This window comes from Aquiflexum sp. TKW24L (genome assembly GCF_023502205.1).
In the GTDB taxonomy this organism is placed as follows: domain Bacteria; phylum Bacteroidota; class Bacteroidia; order Cytophagales; family Cyclobacteriaceae; genus Cognataquiflexum.
In genome coordinates this window covers 76,839-94,621 of the sequence record NZ_JAMFLG010000019.1, presented here as the reverse complement: position 1 = coordinate 94,621, position 17,783 = coordinate 76,839, and the positions used below count along the sequence as shown (strand labels likewise).

At 41.0% G+C, this 17,783-nt stretch carries 17 protein-coding genes; 1 reads left to right on the top strand and 16 read right to left on the bottom strand.

All coding sequences use genetic code 11. From position 1 onward, the window contains the following. Positions 1 to 487: 487 nt before the first annotated feature. The 12 genes from M3O96_RS13590 to M3O96_RS13535 form a co-directional block, all read right to left on the bottom strand. Positions 488 to 1,027, bottom strand: coding sequence for a DUF6428 family protein (locus tag M3O96_RS13590; RefSeq protein WP_249721264.1), 540 nt, complete (start codon positions 1,025 to 1,027; stop codon positions 488 to 490). Between the two features lie 73 nt (positions 1,028 to 1,100). Further along, positions 1,101 to 2,132, bottom strand: a complete 1,032-nt coding sequence (gene arsB, locus M3O96_RS13585) for an ACR3 family arsenite efflux transporter (protein ID WP_249721262.1) — start codon at positions 2,130 to 2,132, stop codon at positions 1,101 to 1,103. Beyond that, the gene (locus tag M3O96_RS13580; RefSeq protein WP_249721259.1) at positions 2,129 to 2,755 is read right to left on the bottom strand and encodes an arsenate-mycothiol transferase ArsC; all 627 of its coding nucleotides are present in this window, start codon (positions 2,753 to 2,755) and stop codon (positions 2,129 to 2,131) included. Before M3O96_RS13580 ends, arsB begins: the two co-directional genes overlap by 4 nt. Before the next feature lie 9 nt (positions 2,756 to 2,764). Next, positions 2,765 to 3,097 (bottom strand): ArsR/SmtB family transcription factor, encoded by a 333-nt coding sequence (locus M3O96_RS13575; RefSeq protein ID WP_249721257.1) that lies wholly within the window; start codon positions 3,095 to 3,097, stop codon positions 2,765 to 2,767. A gap of 5 nt (positions 3,098 to 3,102) precedes the next feature. Then, on the bottom strand, positions 3,103 to 4,890 hold the full coding sequence (gene arsA, locus M3O96_RS13570; protein WP_249721254.1) for an arsenical pump-driving ATPase: 1,788 nt from the start codon (positions 4,888 to 4,890) through the stop codon (positions 3,103 to 3,105). 456 nt (positions 4,891 to 5,346) lie between these two features. Beyond that, positions 5,347 to 5,838 carry an RES family NAD+ phosphorylase gene (locus M3O96_RS13565; protein WP_249721252.1) on the bottom strand — a complete coding sequence of 164 codons (492 nt, stop codon included), beginning with the start codon at positions 5,836 to 5,838 and terminating at the stop codon, positions 5,347 to 5,349. After that, the gene (locus tag M3O96_RS13560; protein ID WP_249721250.1) at positions 5,838 to 6,335 is read right to left on the bottom strand and encodes an Xre family toxin-antitoxin system antitoxin; all 498 of its coding nucleotides are present in this window, start codon (positions 6,333 to 6,335) and stop codon (positions 5,838 to 5,840) included. Before M3O96_RS13560 ends, M3O96_RS13565 begins: the two co-directional genes overlap by 1 nt. Positions 6,336 to 6,458: 123 nt before the next feature. Further along, complete coding sequence (gene bla, locus M3O96_RS13555; protein WP_249721249.1) at positions 6,459 to 7,250, bottom strand: subclass B1 metallo-beta-lactamase; 792 nt, start codon at positions 7,248 to 7,250, stop codon at positions 6,459 to 6,461. Positions 7,251 to 7,266: 16 nt separating this feature from the next. Next, the gene (locus M3O96_RS13550; RefSeq protein ID WP_249721248.1) at positions 7,267 to 8,307 is read right to left on the bottom strand and encodes an RES domain-containing protein; all 1,041 of its coding nucleotides are present in this window, start codon (positions 8,305 to 8,307) and stop codon (positions 7,267 to 7,269) included. Positions 8,308 to 8,311: 4 nt separating this feature from the next. After that, entirely contained in the window at positions 8,312 to 9,247 is a 936-nt protein-coding gene (locus M3O96_RS13545; RefSeq protein WP_249721247.1) for a sce7725 family protein, read from the bottom strand. Positions 9,248 to 9,251: 4 nt separating this feature from the next. Then, a complete protein-coding gene (locus tag M3O96_RS13540; RefSeq protein WP_249721246.1) occupies positions 9,252 to 10,109 on the bottom strand; it encodes a sce7726 family protein in 858 nt (285 codons plus the stop codon). Between the two features lie 195 nt (positions 10,110 to 10,304). Beyond that, on the bottom strand, positions 10,305 to 11,603 hold the full coding sequence (locus M3O96_RS13535; RefSeq protein ID WP_249721245.1) for a UDP-N-acetylmuramoyl-tripeptide--D-alanyl-D-alanine ligase: 1,299 nt from the start codon (positions 11,601 to 11,603) through the stop codon (positions 10,305 to 10,307). A gap of 464 nt (positions 11,604 to 12,067) precedes the next feature. On the opposite strand from M3O96_RS13535, the gene M3O96_RS13530 reads away from it, so the two are divergent. Then, on the top strand, positions 12,068 to 14,176 hold the full coding sequence (locus M3O96_RS13530; RefSeq protein ID WP_249721243.1) for a T9SS type A sorting domain-containing protein: 2,109 nt from the start codon (positions 12,068 to 12,070) through the stop codon (positions 14,174 to 14,176). Positions 14,177 to 14,197: 21 nt separating this feature from the next. Here M3O96_RS13530 and panB read toward each other — a convergent pair whose 3' ends face one another. The 4 genes from panB to M3O96_RS13510 all read right to left on the bottom strand — a co-directional run bounded on the left by panB (position 14,198) and on the right by M3O96_RS13510 (position 17,776). Beyond that, positions 14,198 to 15,019, bottom strand: a complete 822-nt coding sequence (panB, locus tag M3O96_RS13525) for a 3-methyl-2-oxobutanoate hydroxymethyltransferase (protein WP_249721240.1) — start codon at positions 15,017 to 15,019, stop codon at positions 14,198 to 14,200. A gap of 6 nt (positions 15,020 to 15,025) precedes the next feature. Next, positions 15,026 to 15,529: a phosphoribosyltransferase family protein gene (locus M3O96_RS13520; protein ID WP_249721238.1), complete on the bottom strand. Its 504-nt coding sequence runs from the start codon at positions 15,527 to 15,529 to the stop codon at positions 15,026 to 15,028. A gap of 79 nt (positions 15,530 to 15,608) precedes the next feature. After that, a complete protein-coding gene (gene rsgA, locus M3O96_RS13515; protein WP_249721236.1) occupies positions 15,609 to 16,532 on the bottom strand; it encodes a ribosome small subunit-dependent GTPase A in 924 nt (307 codons plus the stop codon). Continuing rightward, positions 16,529 to 17,776 carry a 3-deoxy-D-manno-octulosonic acid transferase gene (locus tag M3O96_RS13510; RefSeq protein ID WP_249721234.1) on the bottom strand — a complete coding sequence of 416 codons (1,248 nt, stop codon included), beginning with the start codon at positions 17,774 to 17,776 and terminating at the stop codon, positions 16,529 to 16,531. Before M3O96_RS13510 ends, rsgA begins: the two co-directional genes overlap by 4 nt. Positions 17,777 to 17,783 lie beyond the last annotated feature (7 nt).

Here is a 17,783-nt window from a genome sequence, read left to right as displayed (position 1 = left end):
CCTTTCAGGGCTGATGTGAGGTTCGATATGTGAGGATCGATGGGCTGCACCCATCGTTGGGATATTTCGCCCTTTCAGGGCTTTTCGCAAAGGGTCCTTCCATCTACCATGGTCTGCGCGATCAGCGGGAAAATGTAAATACGCCAAAATCAGAAGAGGGTGTGGGACAGGGAGCCTTGAGGATATTGAAGCTTTCCAAATAGATGAAAGAAAAGCGGGGGAGAGGCCCCAGAATTCATTAACAGCAATGATCGCCAAGGTTTCGCAAAGAGCAGCTCTTTAGTTTTTGTCCTTTATTATAATCCCCGCAGAATTTGCGGTTTGACTCAGAATTGGAATCGTTCTTGGGGCCAATGTATTTTTTAACAAAAACATTCATCATTTTTCATTCTTCATTCTCAAAAACACAAAAGATTACAACGGATAGCAAAGAAAAAAGCCCAGACACAAGACATTCCTGCATCTGGGCTCTTTCAATTGCTTCTATTTAGCAGCAACCTGATCCTGGTGCACAGCTTCCTACTTCTTGAATAGATGCCAAGGATAATTTTGGTTTGGCTACCACAGCTGGACTGCAACAGGCAGAAGCTTTTTCCTCAGGAGTAGTCGCCCGGTCTTTTGCTTTGCAGGTGGTTTGGTCAGGTACTAGCTGCACGATCAGTGCATTTCCCGTATCCTTGATCTGATGGATAGGAAGTACAGCTGTTGGAAATACAGCATTGCCATATTCAAATTTGATTTCAGCATTGGGATAGGTTTCTCTGACTCTGTTGACTACATCAAATATTTTCATGGCTTTGCCGGAATCCACGGAGTGGTTTGGTTCAGGGATTTCATTTTCCCACAATTGAATATGTACTTCTGACCATTGGTTTCGGATCCCGCCGCAGTCCACGGTATCGAAATTGACATTTTTAATTTCGGTGATGTGGTAGTCGGTTCGCACATATTGACCGGTCTGGTATTCGAAGAAAAGCGCCTTTTTTGGGTTTTCTTGAAGGGTTTTTGTGAATTGGGCTGTTTTCATATCAGTAAATTTTTATAGTTACGATTTAAAGATTTCTATTTGTGCTGAGCTAGGCGCTCTTTTTTTGTTTGGGTTAATACTTCCATTTATTGGCAAGCGCTACCAAGCTTAGCATGACGGGGACTTCCACCAATACGCCCACAACTGTCACCAAGGCCGCCGGACTTTGAAGACCAAATAAGGCAATAGCCACTGCGACAGCCAATTCAAAGAAATTACTTGTGCCAATCAAGGCCGCAGGAGCACAAATGGCATGTGAGAGTTTGAGTTTTTGCCCGGCAAACCATGTCAGGAAGAAGATGAAGTACGACTGGATGATCAGCGGAACAGCCACCAATAGAATGATCAGAGGATTATCTAAAATTGTTGAACCCTGAAATGCAAAAAGCAGCACAAGAGTAAGCAATAATGCGATGATGCTCACCGGTTTCAGTCGGGGGAGAAATACAGTTTTAAACCAATCCTCTCCATATTTTTTTATCAGGATCTTATTGGTAATGACACCGGCGACCAATGGCACGACTACAAAAATCAATACTGAGGCAATCAGCGTGTTATAAGGAATTACTATATCCGTAATACCCAATAAAAACCCAACAAGCGGAACAAAGAGAACCAAAATGATCAGGTCATTGACAGATACCTGCACCAAAGTGTAATTTGGATCACCATCTGTAAGGTATGACCAGACAAAGACCATGGCGGTACAAGGTGCTACTCCTAAAAGGATGGCTCCTGCAATGTATTCACCGGCCAACTCAGGTTCTATCCAAGCAGAATAAAGGTGCTCGAAAAAGATCCATGCGAAGAAGGCCATGGTAAATGGTTTGATCATCCAATTGACGACTACGGTCAAAATAAGCCCTTTGGGTGCTCGGCCCACGTTTTTGATGCTGCTAAAGTCTATTTGCAGCATCATCGGGTAAATCATCAGCCAGATCAGAATCGCAATCGGAATGTTGACTTTGTAGATTTCGGCATCTGCCAAAAACTGCATGCTGTCTCCTGCCACTTGACCAATACCTATTCCTGCTGCGATACAAAGTGCCACCCACAGACTGAGGTAGCGCTCGAAAATAGGAAGTTGCTTTTTATTTGACGTCATTTTACGCTGACTTTAGAAAACACATAAAACAGTTCTGTGGCAATTTGTAAGCTACGTTCGAGGTATTTTTCTGCCTGTTGGGGCGTGCCGTCAAAGGCCTTTGGATCATCATAAGTGAGGGGGACACGCTTGGCTGCACCTGCTATAAAGGGGCAACCTTCATCCGCTTGGGAACAGGTCATGATGGCTGCGAAATTAGAAACCGGATTAAAAGGGCTGTCAAACGTTTTGGAAAATGCTATAACAGGATGTGCGTTTTCTGCATACTTGATCGCATACACAGGATTCTTGCCTTCGGAAAGCGGCATAATTTCGAAACCTTGCGCTGAAAGCGTCTCTCCAACTTTGGGAAACATGGCTGTAGCTTCGGTTCCTCCGGAATAGGTGAAGACCTTAGGAATTCCAAAATGGGCTGCCATCACCTGCGCCCAAATCTGAGAAAGATGGCTACGGCGGGAATTGTGTGTACAGATAAAATTCAAAATCACATCTTCCTGATTATTCACTTTATCCTGAATAAAATCAATCAGGGAGTGTAATAACCCTTTCCTTTCATCAGGTATAGGGGAGACATCCATGCTTTTGATGGTGTCTTCAATTTTTGTAAAAACAGATGTTTTCATCTTTAGATTTTAACAGGTTGAACAATTGTTAGGGTCATAGCTATCGAAGAGATCTAATAGCATATTCTTGATGTAATGCCACTTTTCGGGGTTGATGCAGTAATTGACCGACACTCCCTCCACCGTCCCTTGAATGATGCCTATATTCTTGAGCTCCTTCAGATGCTGACTGATAGTAGCCTGGGCCAAGCCCAAATCACCGACAAGGGTGGTATTGCAGCAGGTATTTGTTCTCAACAAATATTGAATAATGGCAATCCGGGCAGGATGTGCCAACACTTTGGCATAATTGGCCAATTCATTCTGTGTTTCGGTAAATAAATCCGATTTGGTTACCCCCATTGTAATTATATTTTTTTAGTTGACGAATCTTGATAAATATTTAACAAAGCAGGAAGCACATTTTCTTCGGGAAGAAAAGGAATGCCATAGGTTTTGTTGGCATGCTTATTTTCGATTTCCTTGATGACTTTCAGTTCTGCATGAGCTCTTTTTTTCAATAAAGCATCCGATATATCTGATTGCATAGAAAGGCTTTGATTGATCACCCATGCGAATGGGTTTATTCCGGCCCGTTTCAAATCTTCCTGCAGGGCAGCTGCCTCCCGCATAGGAGTTGTCTCAGGCAGCGACACCAATAAAACTTTAGAAAGTGAAGCGTCTTGCAGATTCATATATGGTGTTTTGATTTTGGAAATATCCATGCCTGTGTTCCGCATGATTTCCCTGTGGTAGCTTCCTGCAGTGTCTAACAATAAAAGCGTATGTCCTGTAGGTGCAGTATCGATTACTACAAATTTTCTTTTTGCTTCGTGAATGGCTTTGGAAAAAGCATGAAAGACAGCCACTTCCTCAGTACAAGGTGATTTCAAATCCTCGAGCAAAAGCTTTCGCCCTGCCTCGTCCAAGTTTTTTCCTTTTTGTTGCAGGACCTTCTCCGTGTAGCGTTGGGTTTCTGTTTTGGGATCAATCCGGTCGATGGTCAAGTTCGGGGGTAATTCGCCCAATTGGTTGATAAAATCCTGCACATGAGCGGCAGGATCGGTAGTCGTCAGGTGCACTTCATGTCCTTTTTGCGCTATCATCACGGCGATGGCCGATGCGGCCAAGGTTTTGCCAACTCCGCCTTTGCCCATGGTCATGATCAGTCCATGATTCTTTTCACCGATAATTTCTTCCACCAATATATCCAAGCCATCAAGATTGGATGTCCAATCAGCGATCGAATCAGTTGAGGTTGATAGAATTTCCTGTTGCCTCTTCACATCTAACAATGAGCGGAGCTTTTCTGCACCAAGCACATTGTATGGTAAAAGGGGAAATGTTTGTAACGGAAGTTCCTTCAGGTTTTTGGGGATTTGGTTGAGATGGTCTTGTGCCATCGCTTCCATTTTTTGGGCAAAAGCATCCTGTGAATCAGTGGCTTTGAAAACCCCATTGATAAAGAGTTGCTGTTGGTTGAGACCGAGTTCGTGCAATTCAGCACTCGTTCTGGAAGCTTCTTTGAGGGAAGACTGATCAGCCCTTGCGACAAGGTAAAAGGTAGTCAAGCTGCCATCTCTTAATGTATTTACCACTTTGTTGTAGCGCTCTTGGCTGCTTTTGAGTGCCGAGGTAGGACCAAGGCAGGAAGCGCCATCGGGGTTTTCTTCCGAAAATGAAGCCCAAGCTGCGGGCAATTCCAATAAGCGCAGGGTATGACCTGTTGGTGCAGTATCAAAAACGATCACATCAAATTCTCCGCCCTCACGCTCACCTGAAATAAATCGGGAAAACTCATCAAAAGAAGCAATCTCAGTGGTACAGGCACCGGAAAGTTCTTCATTTATTTTTTTGATCTCAGCATCCGAAACCACTCCTTTCATGGGTTCAGTCACACGCTTGCGGTATTCTTCGGCAGAAACTTCAGGATTGATATTGATGGCAAAAAGGTTTGGCACTCCCTTTACCTGCTCGATCGTTTCCTGCACGGGACTGTCCAATACATCAGAAAGATTCGATGCGGGATCGGTGCTTACGATCAACACCTTTTTCCCTTCATCTGCCAATTTTATTCCATGAGCACAGGAAAGCGAGGTTTTTCCCACGCCACCTTTGCCGGTGAAAAATAGATAATGTGTCTTCAGTTGGGTCATATTCTTTGCTCATAAGAGCATGTTAAATTTTTTCTAGATCATTCTGGATATGGGTTGATCTCAAACTGTCGTCTAAATGATTTGGTCATTCAATTACATTGCAATATTACGATTTAATAAAACAAAAATCAACACCATTCTAAATTGTAGGAAGTTAAAATTGATTTAGAATTAAGTAATTCTCCTAAATCATCTAATGGTTTAACAAAGGAATTTCGCTTTGCCCTGAATTCTGAAAAACTATTTCCGCCTTATTATTTCATTCACAAGCTTGTTGGCGAATTCGGGACTTACTTCCTTTTCGTAAAAATGATAAATTTCATCAAGCTGGGATTCTGCGAATTCCGACCAATTAATCTTCAACTCCATTATTTGTATTTGGATAAAAGTTCGGAGCTACTTTTAAATCGGCCCTTATCGAAATCAGATTCCGATTGGTCAATCCGGCTTTTTCTCTTAGCTATTGATTTTTCCATCTTGCTCCTGCTTCAATCTAGCATCGAAGTTCATTTTCGACGTGCCCAAAACTTTGATTTTTGAGAAGTCAGGATGATTTGGGTTTATCAAATAATTGAATTCTTGTGGAACGATGCTGCATGGTACTTTCAATATTGCCGCTTCTTTCAGATTAACAAAATCATCGCCAATGACCTGAGTCACTAATATCGGAGGTTGGGAATCCCAACCATTTGGCAAATCTTCCAAATTTACCTCTTGGATCAATACTTCATCCGGAACTTCGATTTCTATATAATAACGGTCATTTGGTAAATCTTCACTTAAATCCAAATGAACAGACACCTCAAGTGTAGCCAAAGCCCTACTTTCAGCCGTGTAGACCAACCTGATGTTTAAGCTGTTCCAACGAAACCCGTCTGATTTGGAAGCTCCGATTCCCCCGAGGGTAGTCTCCAAATACTTTTCTCTTTCAATCCTATAGACGATCATCAGGCTAAATTTCCAAACTCCAGGCGATTCAAACTATATCTCACCTCATTGATTCCGGTTACGGTATCGAGCATACTTTCAGGGGAATTTCCTCCAAGTGAAATATTCGGCTTCTTTAACCAGCGTTGAAATTTTTCTTCTTCGTTATTGAAAACTTCCAGTCCAAAGTCTATTAATTCCTGAATCAACATGATCAATTCACTTTCCCTACTTTCAAGTAAGAGGTGTTCACTTTTTTTCTTGTTGTAGGTAGTTTGGGGTATACCCAATATCTGCAAAACTGATTTTATCGGATTATTCAGTCTTTTGCTGATTTCCTCAATTGAACCATAAGGAATACCCGCCCTGATGGTTTCCACTTTTTCTATGCCGGTATTCCATTTGTATTCTTTGCCTTCAAAAAAAATAGCGGATTTCTTGGATCCACTTGCTTTATCAGCATTTTGGATGCTTCTTTTGGTATCGAAGGGTTTTGTTTTTTGTGGGATCTTTTCCATGGAGCAACAGATTTGCTATAAATATATAACAAAATGGTTGGAGTATAGTGGTGATCTATATAAAAAATGATTTAACTCGAATGGGCTGAATTCCCCCGAATTGAACAAATAGTTATTACCAAATCAATTGAGTCCACTAATTTTTTTATCACCAAAATGTCTCGTCTTGAACAAATTGATGGTATAATCAAGCAGGCTGCTGTTGCCGTGATTTCCGTGTCCCGGAACAACAATTTCTACATCAGGGAATCTTTTTTTGATATCCTCCACGGTACTAGACCAAATCTCAACATTAGCATCCCCTAGAAATCCTTTGCTTGCATTCATTTCTTTTATCAAGCAACCTCTAAAAAGCACTTTTTCACTTGGAAAATATCCCACGATGTTGTCTCTAGTATGTCCTTCTCCAAAAAACCGGGCCATGATAATTTCATCCCCTACCTTTAAGACAAGTGAATCCCTGAAACCATTTTGGGGGATAACAAAATCATTTTCCTTGGCAAGTGCTATGGTTTTGACATGTGCGTAAGACGGGATGTTGTGGTCATTAAATGCCTGAAGCCCGGCAAGACAATCATTATGGAAATGGGTTGGAATGATGGCGTTTATCTTACAATTCAGCTCCTGATTGACCCATTTGATCAATTCTTCGGAGCTTTCATTATTGGTAGGGGTGTCAAAAATGATGGTTTCATTGCTATTTCTTACAATCAGCCCGTTGCAGGGAACGTTTCCAAAATCATTTGTCTGCAAAAATGAGATATGCACAAAAGAATTCGGGGCAACTTGGGTAATAATCAAATCATTGGATTTGTATACTTCTTTAGGACTGAAGGAATCTTGTCCTTGTGCAAAACAACTTAAAGCCGTCAAAGAAATTACAATTATAAAAAGGCTTTTGATGATGGCTTTCATTGGTTCAGTAATTTGTCTATATCAAGTCCTTTATTTCCAAGCCTTGTAAATTGACAGAGTTAATTTTAACTTTCTTCACAGATATGCAATTCATTAAGTTTTGGTCAAAAAGAACCACATTGTTCCCTTTCGGGTGTAATGAGCTATTAAAACGAATACCGAAAGCACCTGTAAAAACTTTAATAAATTCACATATGAACTGGGTAGGAATATATTCTAAGTCACTGTCATATCTCCGCATTGGCTTTGATAAGTCACCACTAATTTTCTGTCTTAATAATTTACCTTTTATTGTTTTGTTGATTTTCGGTTCATTAATTAAACTTGATTGAAACAAAGGTGTGTCTTCTGTGAAATCAACTATTTTAATTGATTCAATTTCTGGTTTTAATTGGAAAGAACCTACGCTCAACTCGTCTAAATATGATGCTCTTACTTCATAAAGGACAGTTTCTGGGTTGTCGCTCAAGTACAAAAATGGAATCCCTGATGGATTTGCTCTACCTCCACTAGCAACTTCTTTTTTTGGGCTGGACATATCCTCTGGTTTATAAACAAGCAGGCCACTTTGATGGTGAATTCTGGCACGAAACAATTTCACCTCTTTACTTAATTCATATTGTGTTTCGAAAAAACCATCCCAACCTAGTTCTACCAATCTGTCAATATTGATTACAAATCTATTCTTCCACTTTAACTCTTCTTTGAGGATTTCCCAATGATTATAATTTTCTATAATATCATCTGTATATTCAACATTTGTGTTTGATGAAATTACCTCTGTCTGTAATTTTGGAAGGACATAATTAAGAATTTTGTTGGATGAATCATGTGAACTAAAAAAACTCCAATTTGATTGAATTTTGGAACTTAAAGGCATTCCATTTTCATATACTTTGAAGTTATCTATTAACTCTTGAAAAAAATCAAATAGCTCAGAAACGTCAAGAATTGGCTGATTTTTTGATTCGCAAACTACACATTCTCCAATTTCAGATGAAGAGGAAATAAATCCTTTAAGTTCTTTGTCAGAAAAACAACTTGCACAAACCTTCATAAAATCATCTATTTCTTAAAAAATTACTTAGAACCAATAAATGATTCTTGATAGATAATTTTTTCACCGTTCCTAACCCAGGATAATGTTCAGTATCAAAATATGTTTCTAATTCAGTAATCGCTGAATTAGATAGACCATTCCGCCTACAATAATTTACAGCCTTAGCTGCTGCTTCTGCAAACTTACCCTGAACGTTGGCAATTGAATCATTGGTTTCTGATGTGAAATGTCTAATCCAAATTTCATTTTGACTATTTAAATACGTCAAATGAATTACCACTGCTCTAGGTGTACTGCCTCCTTCAACATATTCCTTTGGTAAAACAGTGTAATCTGAAAATCCTTCAAAACCTTCGTTGGTATAATGAATATGTTCCTCCGAAAACCTATGTTCTATGATGCCAAGGAAATCGCTGTTTCTGTCTTTTTTTTCAAATAAATCATCAAGTCTAATAAAATCTTTTTGCAAACCTCTTATATACCTATTTAAAGACCTGTTTCTTCCAGGATCGTTAACTGTAATATGACTAATTGCAGCTAATTCCGCGATTGATTTGAAATTTATATCATCTCCCTCTATGTCGTTCTCACAAATAAGCATACAATTGGTTAGTCCAAATTGCTCAATGCTTTTATAAATATATTCAGCATTATTTCTGTAATGAAATGCTGGCATAAATACTTCATCATTTATAGTAGCGAGATACCCAATATAATATGGATTATCTTCCTCCAGTCCTCCTTTGTTAGAGTTTACAATTAGATAAGCTGTTTGATCTTTTTCTTTAAAAACCTTATGCGCTAAATTTAAATTGTTGTGAGTTTCTTTAACAGGCTCTAAAATCGGAATAATGACTCCTTGAAGGGCACCTTCTATTGCTAACTCCCTTAAAGCTATTAGTTCAAATTGTCTCGCTCTTAAAAATGGATAGTACATATATTTAAATTTGGATAGTTGTTTTTAATGATTCTATCATTTTATTTTTTGAATTTTGATTCATTCTAAGAGCTAAAAACAACTGATTAAACTCTTTGTAGTATCTAGATGATAAAGCACTACTTGAACTTCTTTTTTTAATTGTATTAATGAAAAGCTTATTTAATTGATTTAACGGGATTTCAAAAATTAATTCGCCACAAACGTTATACTGATTAAAACTTGTCATCGGAGGCAGATAACCGTAATGTTCTCTTACAATGGATTTATATTCGTTTGTATGCAATATTGACATGATAGTTGAAGGCTCTATTTCAAAATTTGCAATAGCATTGCGATGAAGTGAAAATGAATGATTGCTCTTTGGATTATATGTTATAATTCCAATCGAAGCTTCTTGTTTCTCATAAATATTCAACTTTGATTTAGGAATAATAATAAATATCTGATTAAATACCTTCTCGTAGTTTTGAAGTTGTAGCTTCAATCGCGAATCACTATCAAATTCTGTTTTTATCTCAAAAATTTTAGAGCAACCATTGAACATAGCTAGATCTGCAATTGAGTTGCCCACTCTAAACTCACTGAATATTTGAGAATTTGTCTCACCAAGTTCTTTTATCAGCCAATTATTTAAGAATTCATTTTTGAAAATGTATTCATTTTGATAACAGTCTGCAAGAATTGAATATATGTGTTTCAGATAGTCTAAATAAGTTGAATTTTGGTGTTCCAACCATTTTTCATCATATCTTTCAATTTTGTAATTGATAGAAGTGAAGTCCATTTTTAACCAAGAAAGAACTTCACTCCTAGAAAACAAGGATGAATAATCTCTTAATTGATTAATATGGTATTCCATTGTTTAGCTATTTATTATTTGGTTTAAATTTACTATTATGTTAACATCTTATCGCATTTTCTTTTGGATATTCGCTTTCTAGCAATGTATAATCTACTTAAATTTTTCGTATCAATAACCCGCCAAAATGGAAGGGTTGATATACCTCTTGCTGTTCAATTAAAGATCTTTCAATCGGGACTTTACTAGGTTCCCTCATATAAAATCCACCAAACCTTCCAACTTCATTCCCCTGCTTCCTTTGATCAGGATGAGGTAATCTTCGAGTTGGGAATCCTGCAGCCAGTTTCTGAAGGAAAATGGATCGGGAAAATACAGGGCAGAAATCGGAGCCTTGGAAAGTGCCGCCTGCACATGCTTGCCGGTAAAGCAGATCTTGTCAAACTTATATTGGCTGACCCATTCTCCAAGTTTCTGGTGTTCGGGTTCGGTATGTTCACCCAATTCGTACATATCGCCAAGGATGATCATTTTATGCTTTTTACCGCTCATTTCCCCAAAAGTCTTGATCGCCACTTCCATGCTCGAGGGGTTGGCATTGTAGGCGTCGAGGATGATGAGGTTGCTTCTTTTTTCGATCAGTTGGGAGCGCATATTGGAAGGCTGGTAGGAAACGATGCCTGCCACGGCTTGGTCCATCGGCACACCGAAGTACTTTCCTACTGTCAGGGCAGTCGCGATATTTCCAAAATTATAGGCTCCGATCATTGCGGAAAGGTGGACTTTATCCTCTCCTTCCACGCGGAATCTCACAAAAGGATCGGCCCCTTCGAAAGTCACTTCACAAAAATCTCCATTGGCTGGGTAGAGTATCGGATTCTCAAACCGCTTTGCCATATTGGAAAGGATGGGGTCTTGGCTGTTGATGAAAACAGTTCCTTTGTTTTCTCTCAGGTGCTGAAAAAGCTCGGTTTTGGTTTTGAGCACGCCTTCCGGACCGCCCATTCCCTCAAGATGCGCTTTACCGATGTTGGTGATAAATCCATGGGTAGGCTCAGCGATATCGCAAAGTTCCTTGATGTCGCCCTGCTTGTTTGCGCCCATTTCTACGATTGCGATTTCGGTATCTTTTGTGATGGCGAGCAAAGTCAGGGGCACACCGATGTGGTTATTTAGATTGCCGACGGTGGCGGAAGTATTGAATTTTTGCTTCAGGACGGCATGCAGGAGTTCTTTGGAAGTAGTCTTTCCATTGCTTCCTGTCAGTCCGATGATCGGAATATGAAGTTGATGTCGGTGGTGATTGGCCAACTTTTGCAAAGCCAATAAAACATCCTCCACCAAAAAATACCTAGAATCACCTTCCGGAATTACCCTTTGCTCATCGACTACCACCAAGCTTGCGCCGGCTTCCAAAGCCTTTGGAGCAAAGTCGTTGGCATTGAAATTTGGACCTTTCAGTGCAAAAAAGATATTGCCTTGGCCGATCTTTCTTGTGTCTGTGCTTACACCTGTGGATTGTAGAAAATGGGAATAAAGGGATTCGATGCTCATAAACATTTTTGTATGGCTAAAATTATATGTTTATCCTGTATGTTGCCAGTAAAGTGGTTTTAAGTTAAAAAGTCCATAGTCCATAGACCATAGCATCTTTGGGGTATTCTTCATCCTGAGTCGTTAAAATTGGCATTTATAGCAAGGAGATGACGATTGATGATGCGTCATCCTGAAGGAGGGACGACTGAAGGATCTCATTAATTCTCGGTGAGACTCTTCGCTTTACTCAGAGTGACGGCTCCGACAAAATCGTCATCCTGAACCGTAGCTTGCAGAGGTGAAGGATCTCAAAATTCAATATAAGAGATCTTTCATCCTCGTACCTCGGATTCAAGATGACGAGACACCAATCGGCAATTCATTCCTATCACGTTTAATCTCGCAATATCAAATTAAAGGAACGCCAAACATCTTATATCAAATTCATTCGTTTAATTTTAGGACTTAAATTTTCCCGTTTGATGAGGTATTTGATCTTGGTTTGGTTTTTTTTCTCGTGCACATGGGCAGTTGCGCAACAGACTTTTTCTTTTGACCAAAGCAAAAAAATAATCCAAAATGGGATTGAAATCCCGCTTCCTTTTGCAGTAGGGATCAATGCTTCGCAATACCAGAGAATGGACGTGAATGGGGATGGGGAAGAAGAATGGGTCGTTTGGGATATCAATGCAAGAAGGGTTTTGGTTTTTGAAGAAATCGGCGGGGAGTTCAAGTACCTTCCTGAAATGAGCTATTTTTTCCCCAATGACATCAACGGGTTTTTGATTTTGGCAGATTTCAATCTCGACGGGAAAAAGGATTTGTTTACCAGTTCTCCTTTTGGGATCAAGGCCTATAAAAATGTCAGTAACTCAGGAGATTCATTTCCAAAGTGGGAAGTAGCCCAAAACTTCCTCCGGCTCGACAATGGCTCCAACCTCACCGCCAATAACCTCGACATTCCCATGATTCTGGACATTGATGGGGACGGGGATTTGGATATTGCCTCCTTCAATTTAGGCGATTATGTGGACTTTTACCTCAATACTAGTGTGGAAAGAAAGGGAACCGCTGACATCGATGGCTTTGCTTTTCCCGATCCTTGGTGGGGCAAGTTTGAATTTTGTGGATGTGGGACTTTCAGTTTTGGAATTACCTGCGAAGGACTTCCCATGGGAAGGTTGGCTGATTCCGGAGCGGCAAACCGGATCCTGCATACCGGAGGACATTCTGTTTTGTATTCGGATTTTGATAATGATGGGGTCAGGGATTTACTTTTGGGAAGGGATGAATGCAATATGCTTTATTATTTACCCAACAAAGGAACAGACCGGGAACCTTTGTTTGATGCTTTTTCCAATGAGGTTCCAGGTTTTGGGATTTTACCTGAATTCCCCATTTATCATGCTGCTTATCTTTGGCAAAACAACCTGATCATCAGCAGCAATTCCTCGGCTTCATCAGGAGTATTCAAATCCAATTTTACTGAGAATGTATTTGAAATATCCAAAGGAAGCTCCGGCTTGCCCTCAAAAAGACCTTTTTTGCAGTCGGACATGTTGGACTTGGGAGAAAACTCCAGGCCATTCTATAAGGGTCTGACTACCTCAGGTGAGTTGGTACTGACCGCCAATTCATTATTAAATGGAAAGGTTTTGGGAATGGCCTACCGCTATGCCATCAACGGTGAGGAATGGGAATTAATAGAAAGGGACTTCTTAGATCTTTCGGAATTGGACTTTACGGACCTTCAATATTTTGAATATCTCAATGCAGCCAACCAACAGACCTTTTGGATCAGTGGGGTAGACACGGTCAACAATTCTTTGCAACGCAGGATCTTTTCCGGAAAAAATCAGGATTTCAGTCAGATGCAGGAAATTTTCATTCCTGGAACTATTGTCAGGGCTTTTGACAACATCGAATTGTTTGTTTACGAAGGGAAAGATTACCTGCTCTTGGCTAGGCAAACGGGAGAGTTGGTGATTTATTCGGTAAATCTTACCTCCAATCAGCTCACATTTATAGGGGGAAATTTTTTGGGATTTTCTGATAATCCCGGTTCCAGAAATCTCAGTGTCCATGTAATACCCGGGCAAAACCCTTCCGTATTTGCCGTAGACCAAAGGGGGATTTTGTTTTATATCTCCGATTTTATGAACCAAAGCGAAAGGGAAACTGCCCAAGTAGTTCTTTCCGAAAATCAGACCTCACAAACCAAATTTGGAAGAAACACATGGATCACCTCATTGCCAAAACCTTTTTCGGAAGAAAGGGATTTACTGATAGGAAATAATGCAGGGGGACTGGAGTATCTGAAATATCAGGGGGAAGGCACCTTGCCGGGGAACGGAGAGTTTTTGGTTAAAATCTATCCCAATCCCAATTCTGGGTTTTTTAAGGTTTTGGTATCCCAAGCCAGTACAGGCAGATTGGTCAATAGCTTGGGACAGATCATGGTAGACAATATCCTGTTTCCGGCCAATGCGGAACTTGAAATCCAATTGCCTTATGCCGCACCGGGGCTATACATTTTTCAATTTACCAATGAAAAAGGGATAGGAATCAGCAAAAAAGTGGTTGTACTGTAGTCTACTCCTCCAAATCTGGAATCAATAACTCTCTTCCTTGGTAGGAAAATCTTTTGATTTTACGTCACTGATATAATCCTGTACAGCCTTGGTCATGATTTCCTGAAGGTTTGCGTACTGTCGCAAAAATCTTGGTTTGAATTCCTGATTGATGCCAAGCATGTCATGGACCACCAAAACCTGTCCATCAACATCCGGTCCTGCACCGATTCCAATGACTGGAATGCTGACCGTTTCGGCAACTATTTTGGCCAAAGACGCAGGAATTTTTTCTAAAACAATCGCAAAGCAGCCACAGGCTTCGAGCAATTTAGCATCTTCAATCAACTTGTTTGCTTCCTCTTCTTCTTTTGCCCGGACGGTGTATGTTCCAAATTTGTATATCGACTGCGGTGTCAATCCCAAATGTCCCATCACCGGTACGCCTGCACTCAAAATGCGGACGACAGATTCCTTAATCTCGGCACCACCTTCTACTTTGATGCCATGCGCACCGGATTCCTTCATGATCCTGATGGCAGATCGCAAAGCCTCCGAACTGTTGCCCTGATAGGATCCAAAAGGGATATCCACCACGACAAATGCACGGGAAACTGCCCGCACCACAGAAGTCGCGTGGTAGATCATCTGATCCAAGGTTATCGGAAGGGTGGTCTCATGTCCGGCCATCACATTGGAGGCCGAGTCACCGACCAAGATGATGTCTATCCCTGCTGCATCAATGATCCCCGCCATAGAAAAATCATAAGCGGTCAACATCGAGATTTTTTCACCACGCGTTTTCATTTCCTGCATGATGTGGGTGGTGATTCTTTTGATATTGGAGGAGTTATGAACAGACATGGAGGCTCAATGAAGGTGGACAGTGTGGTTTTCAGAAGATAAATCTACGGTAATGTGCTCGCTTAGTGTGGTCGCCAATTCCAATCCCGTGTAATCCGGCGATACGGGAAACAGTTTATGGCTTCGGTTGACCAAGACAGCGACTTCTATTTTTTTGATCGTAGATTGGAGAAAAGGCAACAAGGCATAGACCAATGTTTTCCCCGTGTTGAGGACGTCATCTACGACAATCACACATTTATTGGACAGGTCTATTTTTTCAGAAAGCAATACATCTCCCCTGTTTACATCTGATTTGTCTAGGATGATTTCAATCACGGTCACTTCCAAAGGAGATATTTCCTTCAGTGCTCCGGCAAGGGATTCTGCCAAATGATGACCCATTCCTGTAATCCCCGCAAAGACAATACTGGATTCTGAAGCATTGCGCTCATAGATTTCATAAGCCATTCGGGTGATTTTCTGACTGATTTGACGGTGACTCAGTACCAAAGTCTTGGTCTTGTTCATGGGGATGTTATTGAAAAACGAAAATTAAAGCAATTGGCGGTGGTTTCAAAGCATCTGACTCCAAACTTCTAACCCCCTCTTATCGGTGGTCATCTTCCTCATTCAGGATATTGACGTAACTGTCATAGCGGTAAGGATGGATAAATCCTTCCTCGAGTTTTTGAAGGACCACACATCCCGGTTCATTGAGGTGCTGACAGTTGTTGTACCGACACTGACCGAGGTATTTCCTAAACTCCGGAAAATAGTGGGACAATTCGAATTCATCTATATCCAAAATCCCAAATTCCTTGATTCCGGGAGTGTCAATCAGGTAGCCGCCACCTTCGATTTCAAACATCTCGGCAAAGGTGGTCGTGTGGACTCCTTTGGCGCTAAACTTTGAAATCTCTTTGGTGGCCTGTACGGCTTCGGGGACGATTTTATTGAGCAAAGTAGACTTGCCCACACCGGAGTGACCGGAGAGCAAAGTAGTTTTTCCTTGTAGCAGTGGCAGGAATTGTTCTTGCAATACGGTACTGTTCAAAGCCGAAATCTCAAACACCGGATAACCCAAGGGCACATAGATATCCTTGATGTCCTGCAGGTATTCCATGTCTTTGTCCTTGTATGTGATGTCCATTTTATTGACCAAAATGGAAGTGGGGATTCTGAAGCTCTCTGTACTCACTAAAAACCGATCAATAAACCCCAATGAAGTCCTCGGATTCTTAAGTGTGATGATCAGGAAAGCCTGGTCAATATTGGAAGCGATGATATGAGAAAAATGGTTTTTTCGGGTGGATTTACGGATGATGTAATTATCCCTTGGCAAAATGTCATTGATAACGGAGGAAGGTTGGTCGGCCTCCTGCTCGAGGAGGACATAATCACCGACTGAAATCGGATTGGTCAACTTGAGGTCATCCTGCTTGAATTTGCCACGGAGCCGCGCATTAAAGAGACCTTCTTCAGTTTTGACCGTGTACCAACTTCCCGTGGATTTGAGGACCCTTCCTTTCATGCTCGGTTGATTTTGGTGATGACGGTATCCATGATTTTTTTGGCGCTGCCGACATTGTCGCTGACAAGTTTTTCGGCAGCTTGGCAGGCTTGAAGGTAATGGCTTTGGTCTGACAAATACAAGGTTGTCTTCTCCAATTGTTTTGTGGTTGATACCGAAAACCCGCAGCCGTATTCCTGACTGATGCCCGCTTCGGGAAATTTTCCTTCTTTCTTGAGTTCGCCAAAAATCACCGGAATCCTGTAAGCAATGGCTTCCAAGATGTTGTGAAGCCCTTTCCCAAATGCACCACCCACATAGGCGATAGGTGCAAATTGGTACAGAGAGGACAACATACCGATATTGTCTATAAACAACACATCGGCAGTTTCTTGACCCGAAATTTCAGAGTATTTCAGCGATGGCCTGCTGATCTTGGATTTCCATTCTGCCAAAGTTTCAAGATTGATATCATGGGGTGCGACAATGAAAAAATACTCCGGATGGGCATTGATAAAAGGAATCAGGACTTTCATGTCCTCCTCCCAAGCTGAACCAACCACCATTGTTTTCCTCCCATTGACAAGGGGAAGTATTTCCGGAAAAGACTTGGGGGCCTCCGCTATCGACTTTACCCTGTCGTATCTGGTATCGCCCGCGACACTCACCTGATGAAAGTCCAATCCTTCGATCAGGATTTTGGTTTGGGTATTTTGAGTAAAAATATGATCAAATGAAGTCAGGATTTTTTTGAAGAATGTCCCATAACCTTTGAAGTAAATCTGGTCTTCCCGCATCGATGCGGAGAAAAGAAAGAGTGGGATGTTTTTTTCTTTCGCTTCCAATATATGGTTTGCCCAAAGGTCGTATTTGACGAAGAAGCCAATTTTCGGATCCAATATTCCCAAAAAATTCTTGGCATTCGTGGCCGTATCAAAAGGAAGGTAAGTGATGAAGTCCACATTTTCCTGTGGCTTTCTATTCGCTATTTCATAACCTGAAGGACTGAAAAAACTGACCACTACCCCGAATTCAGGCTTTCGGTGCTTCAATTCGGCAATGACAGGTTTTGCCTGTTCGTACTCTCCGAGCGAAGCCACATGAAACCAGGCAATGGGTCTCGAAAATCCCGACTTGAATGCGGTCAATCTTTCGAAAAGGTCCTTTCTGCCATCCACCAGTTTTTCTAGCTTGGCATTGCTCCCCTTGGAGATTCCCGCCAATTTTGAAAATGTCCTTATCGAAAAATCATATAGTGGTTTCATCCCGCAA

Excerpts from the sequence above, each read along its gene's own strand:
- M3O96_RS13550 (WP_249721248.1), bottom strand. The coding sequence starts at position 8,307 with ATGAAGGTTTGTGCAAGTTGTTTTTCTGACAAAGAACTTAAAGGATTT.
- arsB (WP_249721262.1), bottom strand. The coding sequence starts at position 2,132 with ATGACGTCAAATAAAAAGCAACTTCCTATTTTCGAGCGCTACCTCAGT.
- M3O96_RS13560 (WP_249721250.1), bottom strand. The coding sequence starts at position 6,335 with ATGGAAAAGATCCCACAAAAAACAAAACCCTTCGATACCAAAAGAAGC.
- M3O96_RS13510 (WP_249721234.1), bottom strand. The coding sequence starts at position 17,776 with ATGAAACCACTATATGATTTTTCGATAAGGACATTTTCAAAATTGGCG.
- M3O96_RS13580 (WP_249721259.1), bottom strand. The coding sequence starts at position 2,755 with ATGAAAACATCTGTTTTTACAAAAATTGAAGACACCATCAAAAGCATG.
- M3O96_RS13530 (WP_249721243.1), top strand. The coding sequence starts at position 12,068 with ATGAGGTATTTGATCTTGGTTTGGTTTTTTTTCTCGTGCACATGGGCA.
- arsA (WP_249721254.1), bottom strand. The coding sequence starts at position 4,890 with ATGACCCAACTGAAGACACATTATCTATTTTTCACCGGCAAAGGTGGC.
- M3O96_RS13520 (WP_249721238.1), bottom strand. The coding sequence starts at position 15,529 with ATGAACAAGACCAAGACTTTGGTACTGAGTCACCGTCAAATCAGTCAG.
- M3O96_RS13565 (WP_249721252.1), bottom strand. The coding sequence starts at position 5,838 with ATGATCGTCTATAGGATTGAAAGAGAAAAGTATTTGGAGACTACCCTC.
- bla (WP_249721249.1), bottom strand. The coding sequence starts at position 7,250 with ATGAAAGCCATCATCAAAAGCCTTTTTATAATTGTAATTTCTTTGACG.
- M3O96_RS13540 (WP_249721246.1), bottom strand. The coding sequence starts at position 10,109 with ATGGAATACCATATTAATCAATTAAGAGATTATTCATCCTTGTTTTCT.
- M3O96_RS13535 (WP_249721245.1), bottom strand. The coding sequence starts at position 11,603 with ATGAGCATCGAATCCCTTTATTCCCATTTTCTACAATCCACAGGTGTA.
- M3O96_RS13590 (WP_249721264.1), bottom strand. The coding sequence starts at position 1,027 with ATGAAAACAGCCCAATTCACAAAAACCCTTCAAGAAAACCCAAAAAAG.
- M3O96_RS13545 (WP_249721247.1), bottom strand. The coding sequence starts at position 9,247 with ATGTACTATCCATTTTTAAGAGCGAGACAATTTGAACTAATAGCTTTA.
- rsgA (WP_249721236.1), bottom strand. The coding sequence starts at position 16,532 with ATGAAAGGAAGGGTCCTCAAATCCACGGGAAGTTGGTACACGGTCAAA.
- M3O96_RS13575 (WP_249721257.1), bottom strand. The coding sequence starts at position 3,097 with ATGGGGGTAACCAAATCGGATTTATTTACCGAAACACAGAATGAATTG.
- panB (WP_249721240.1), bottom strand. The coding sequence starts at position 15,019 with ATGTCTGTTCATAACTCCTCCAATATCAAAAGAATCACCACCCACATC.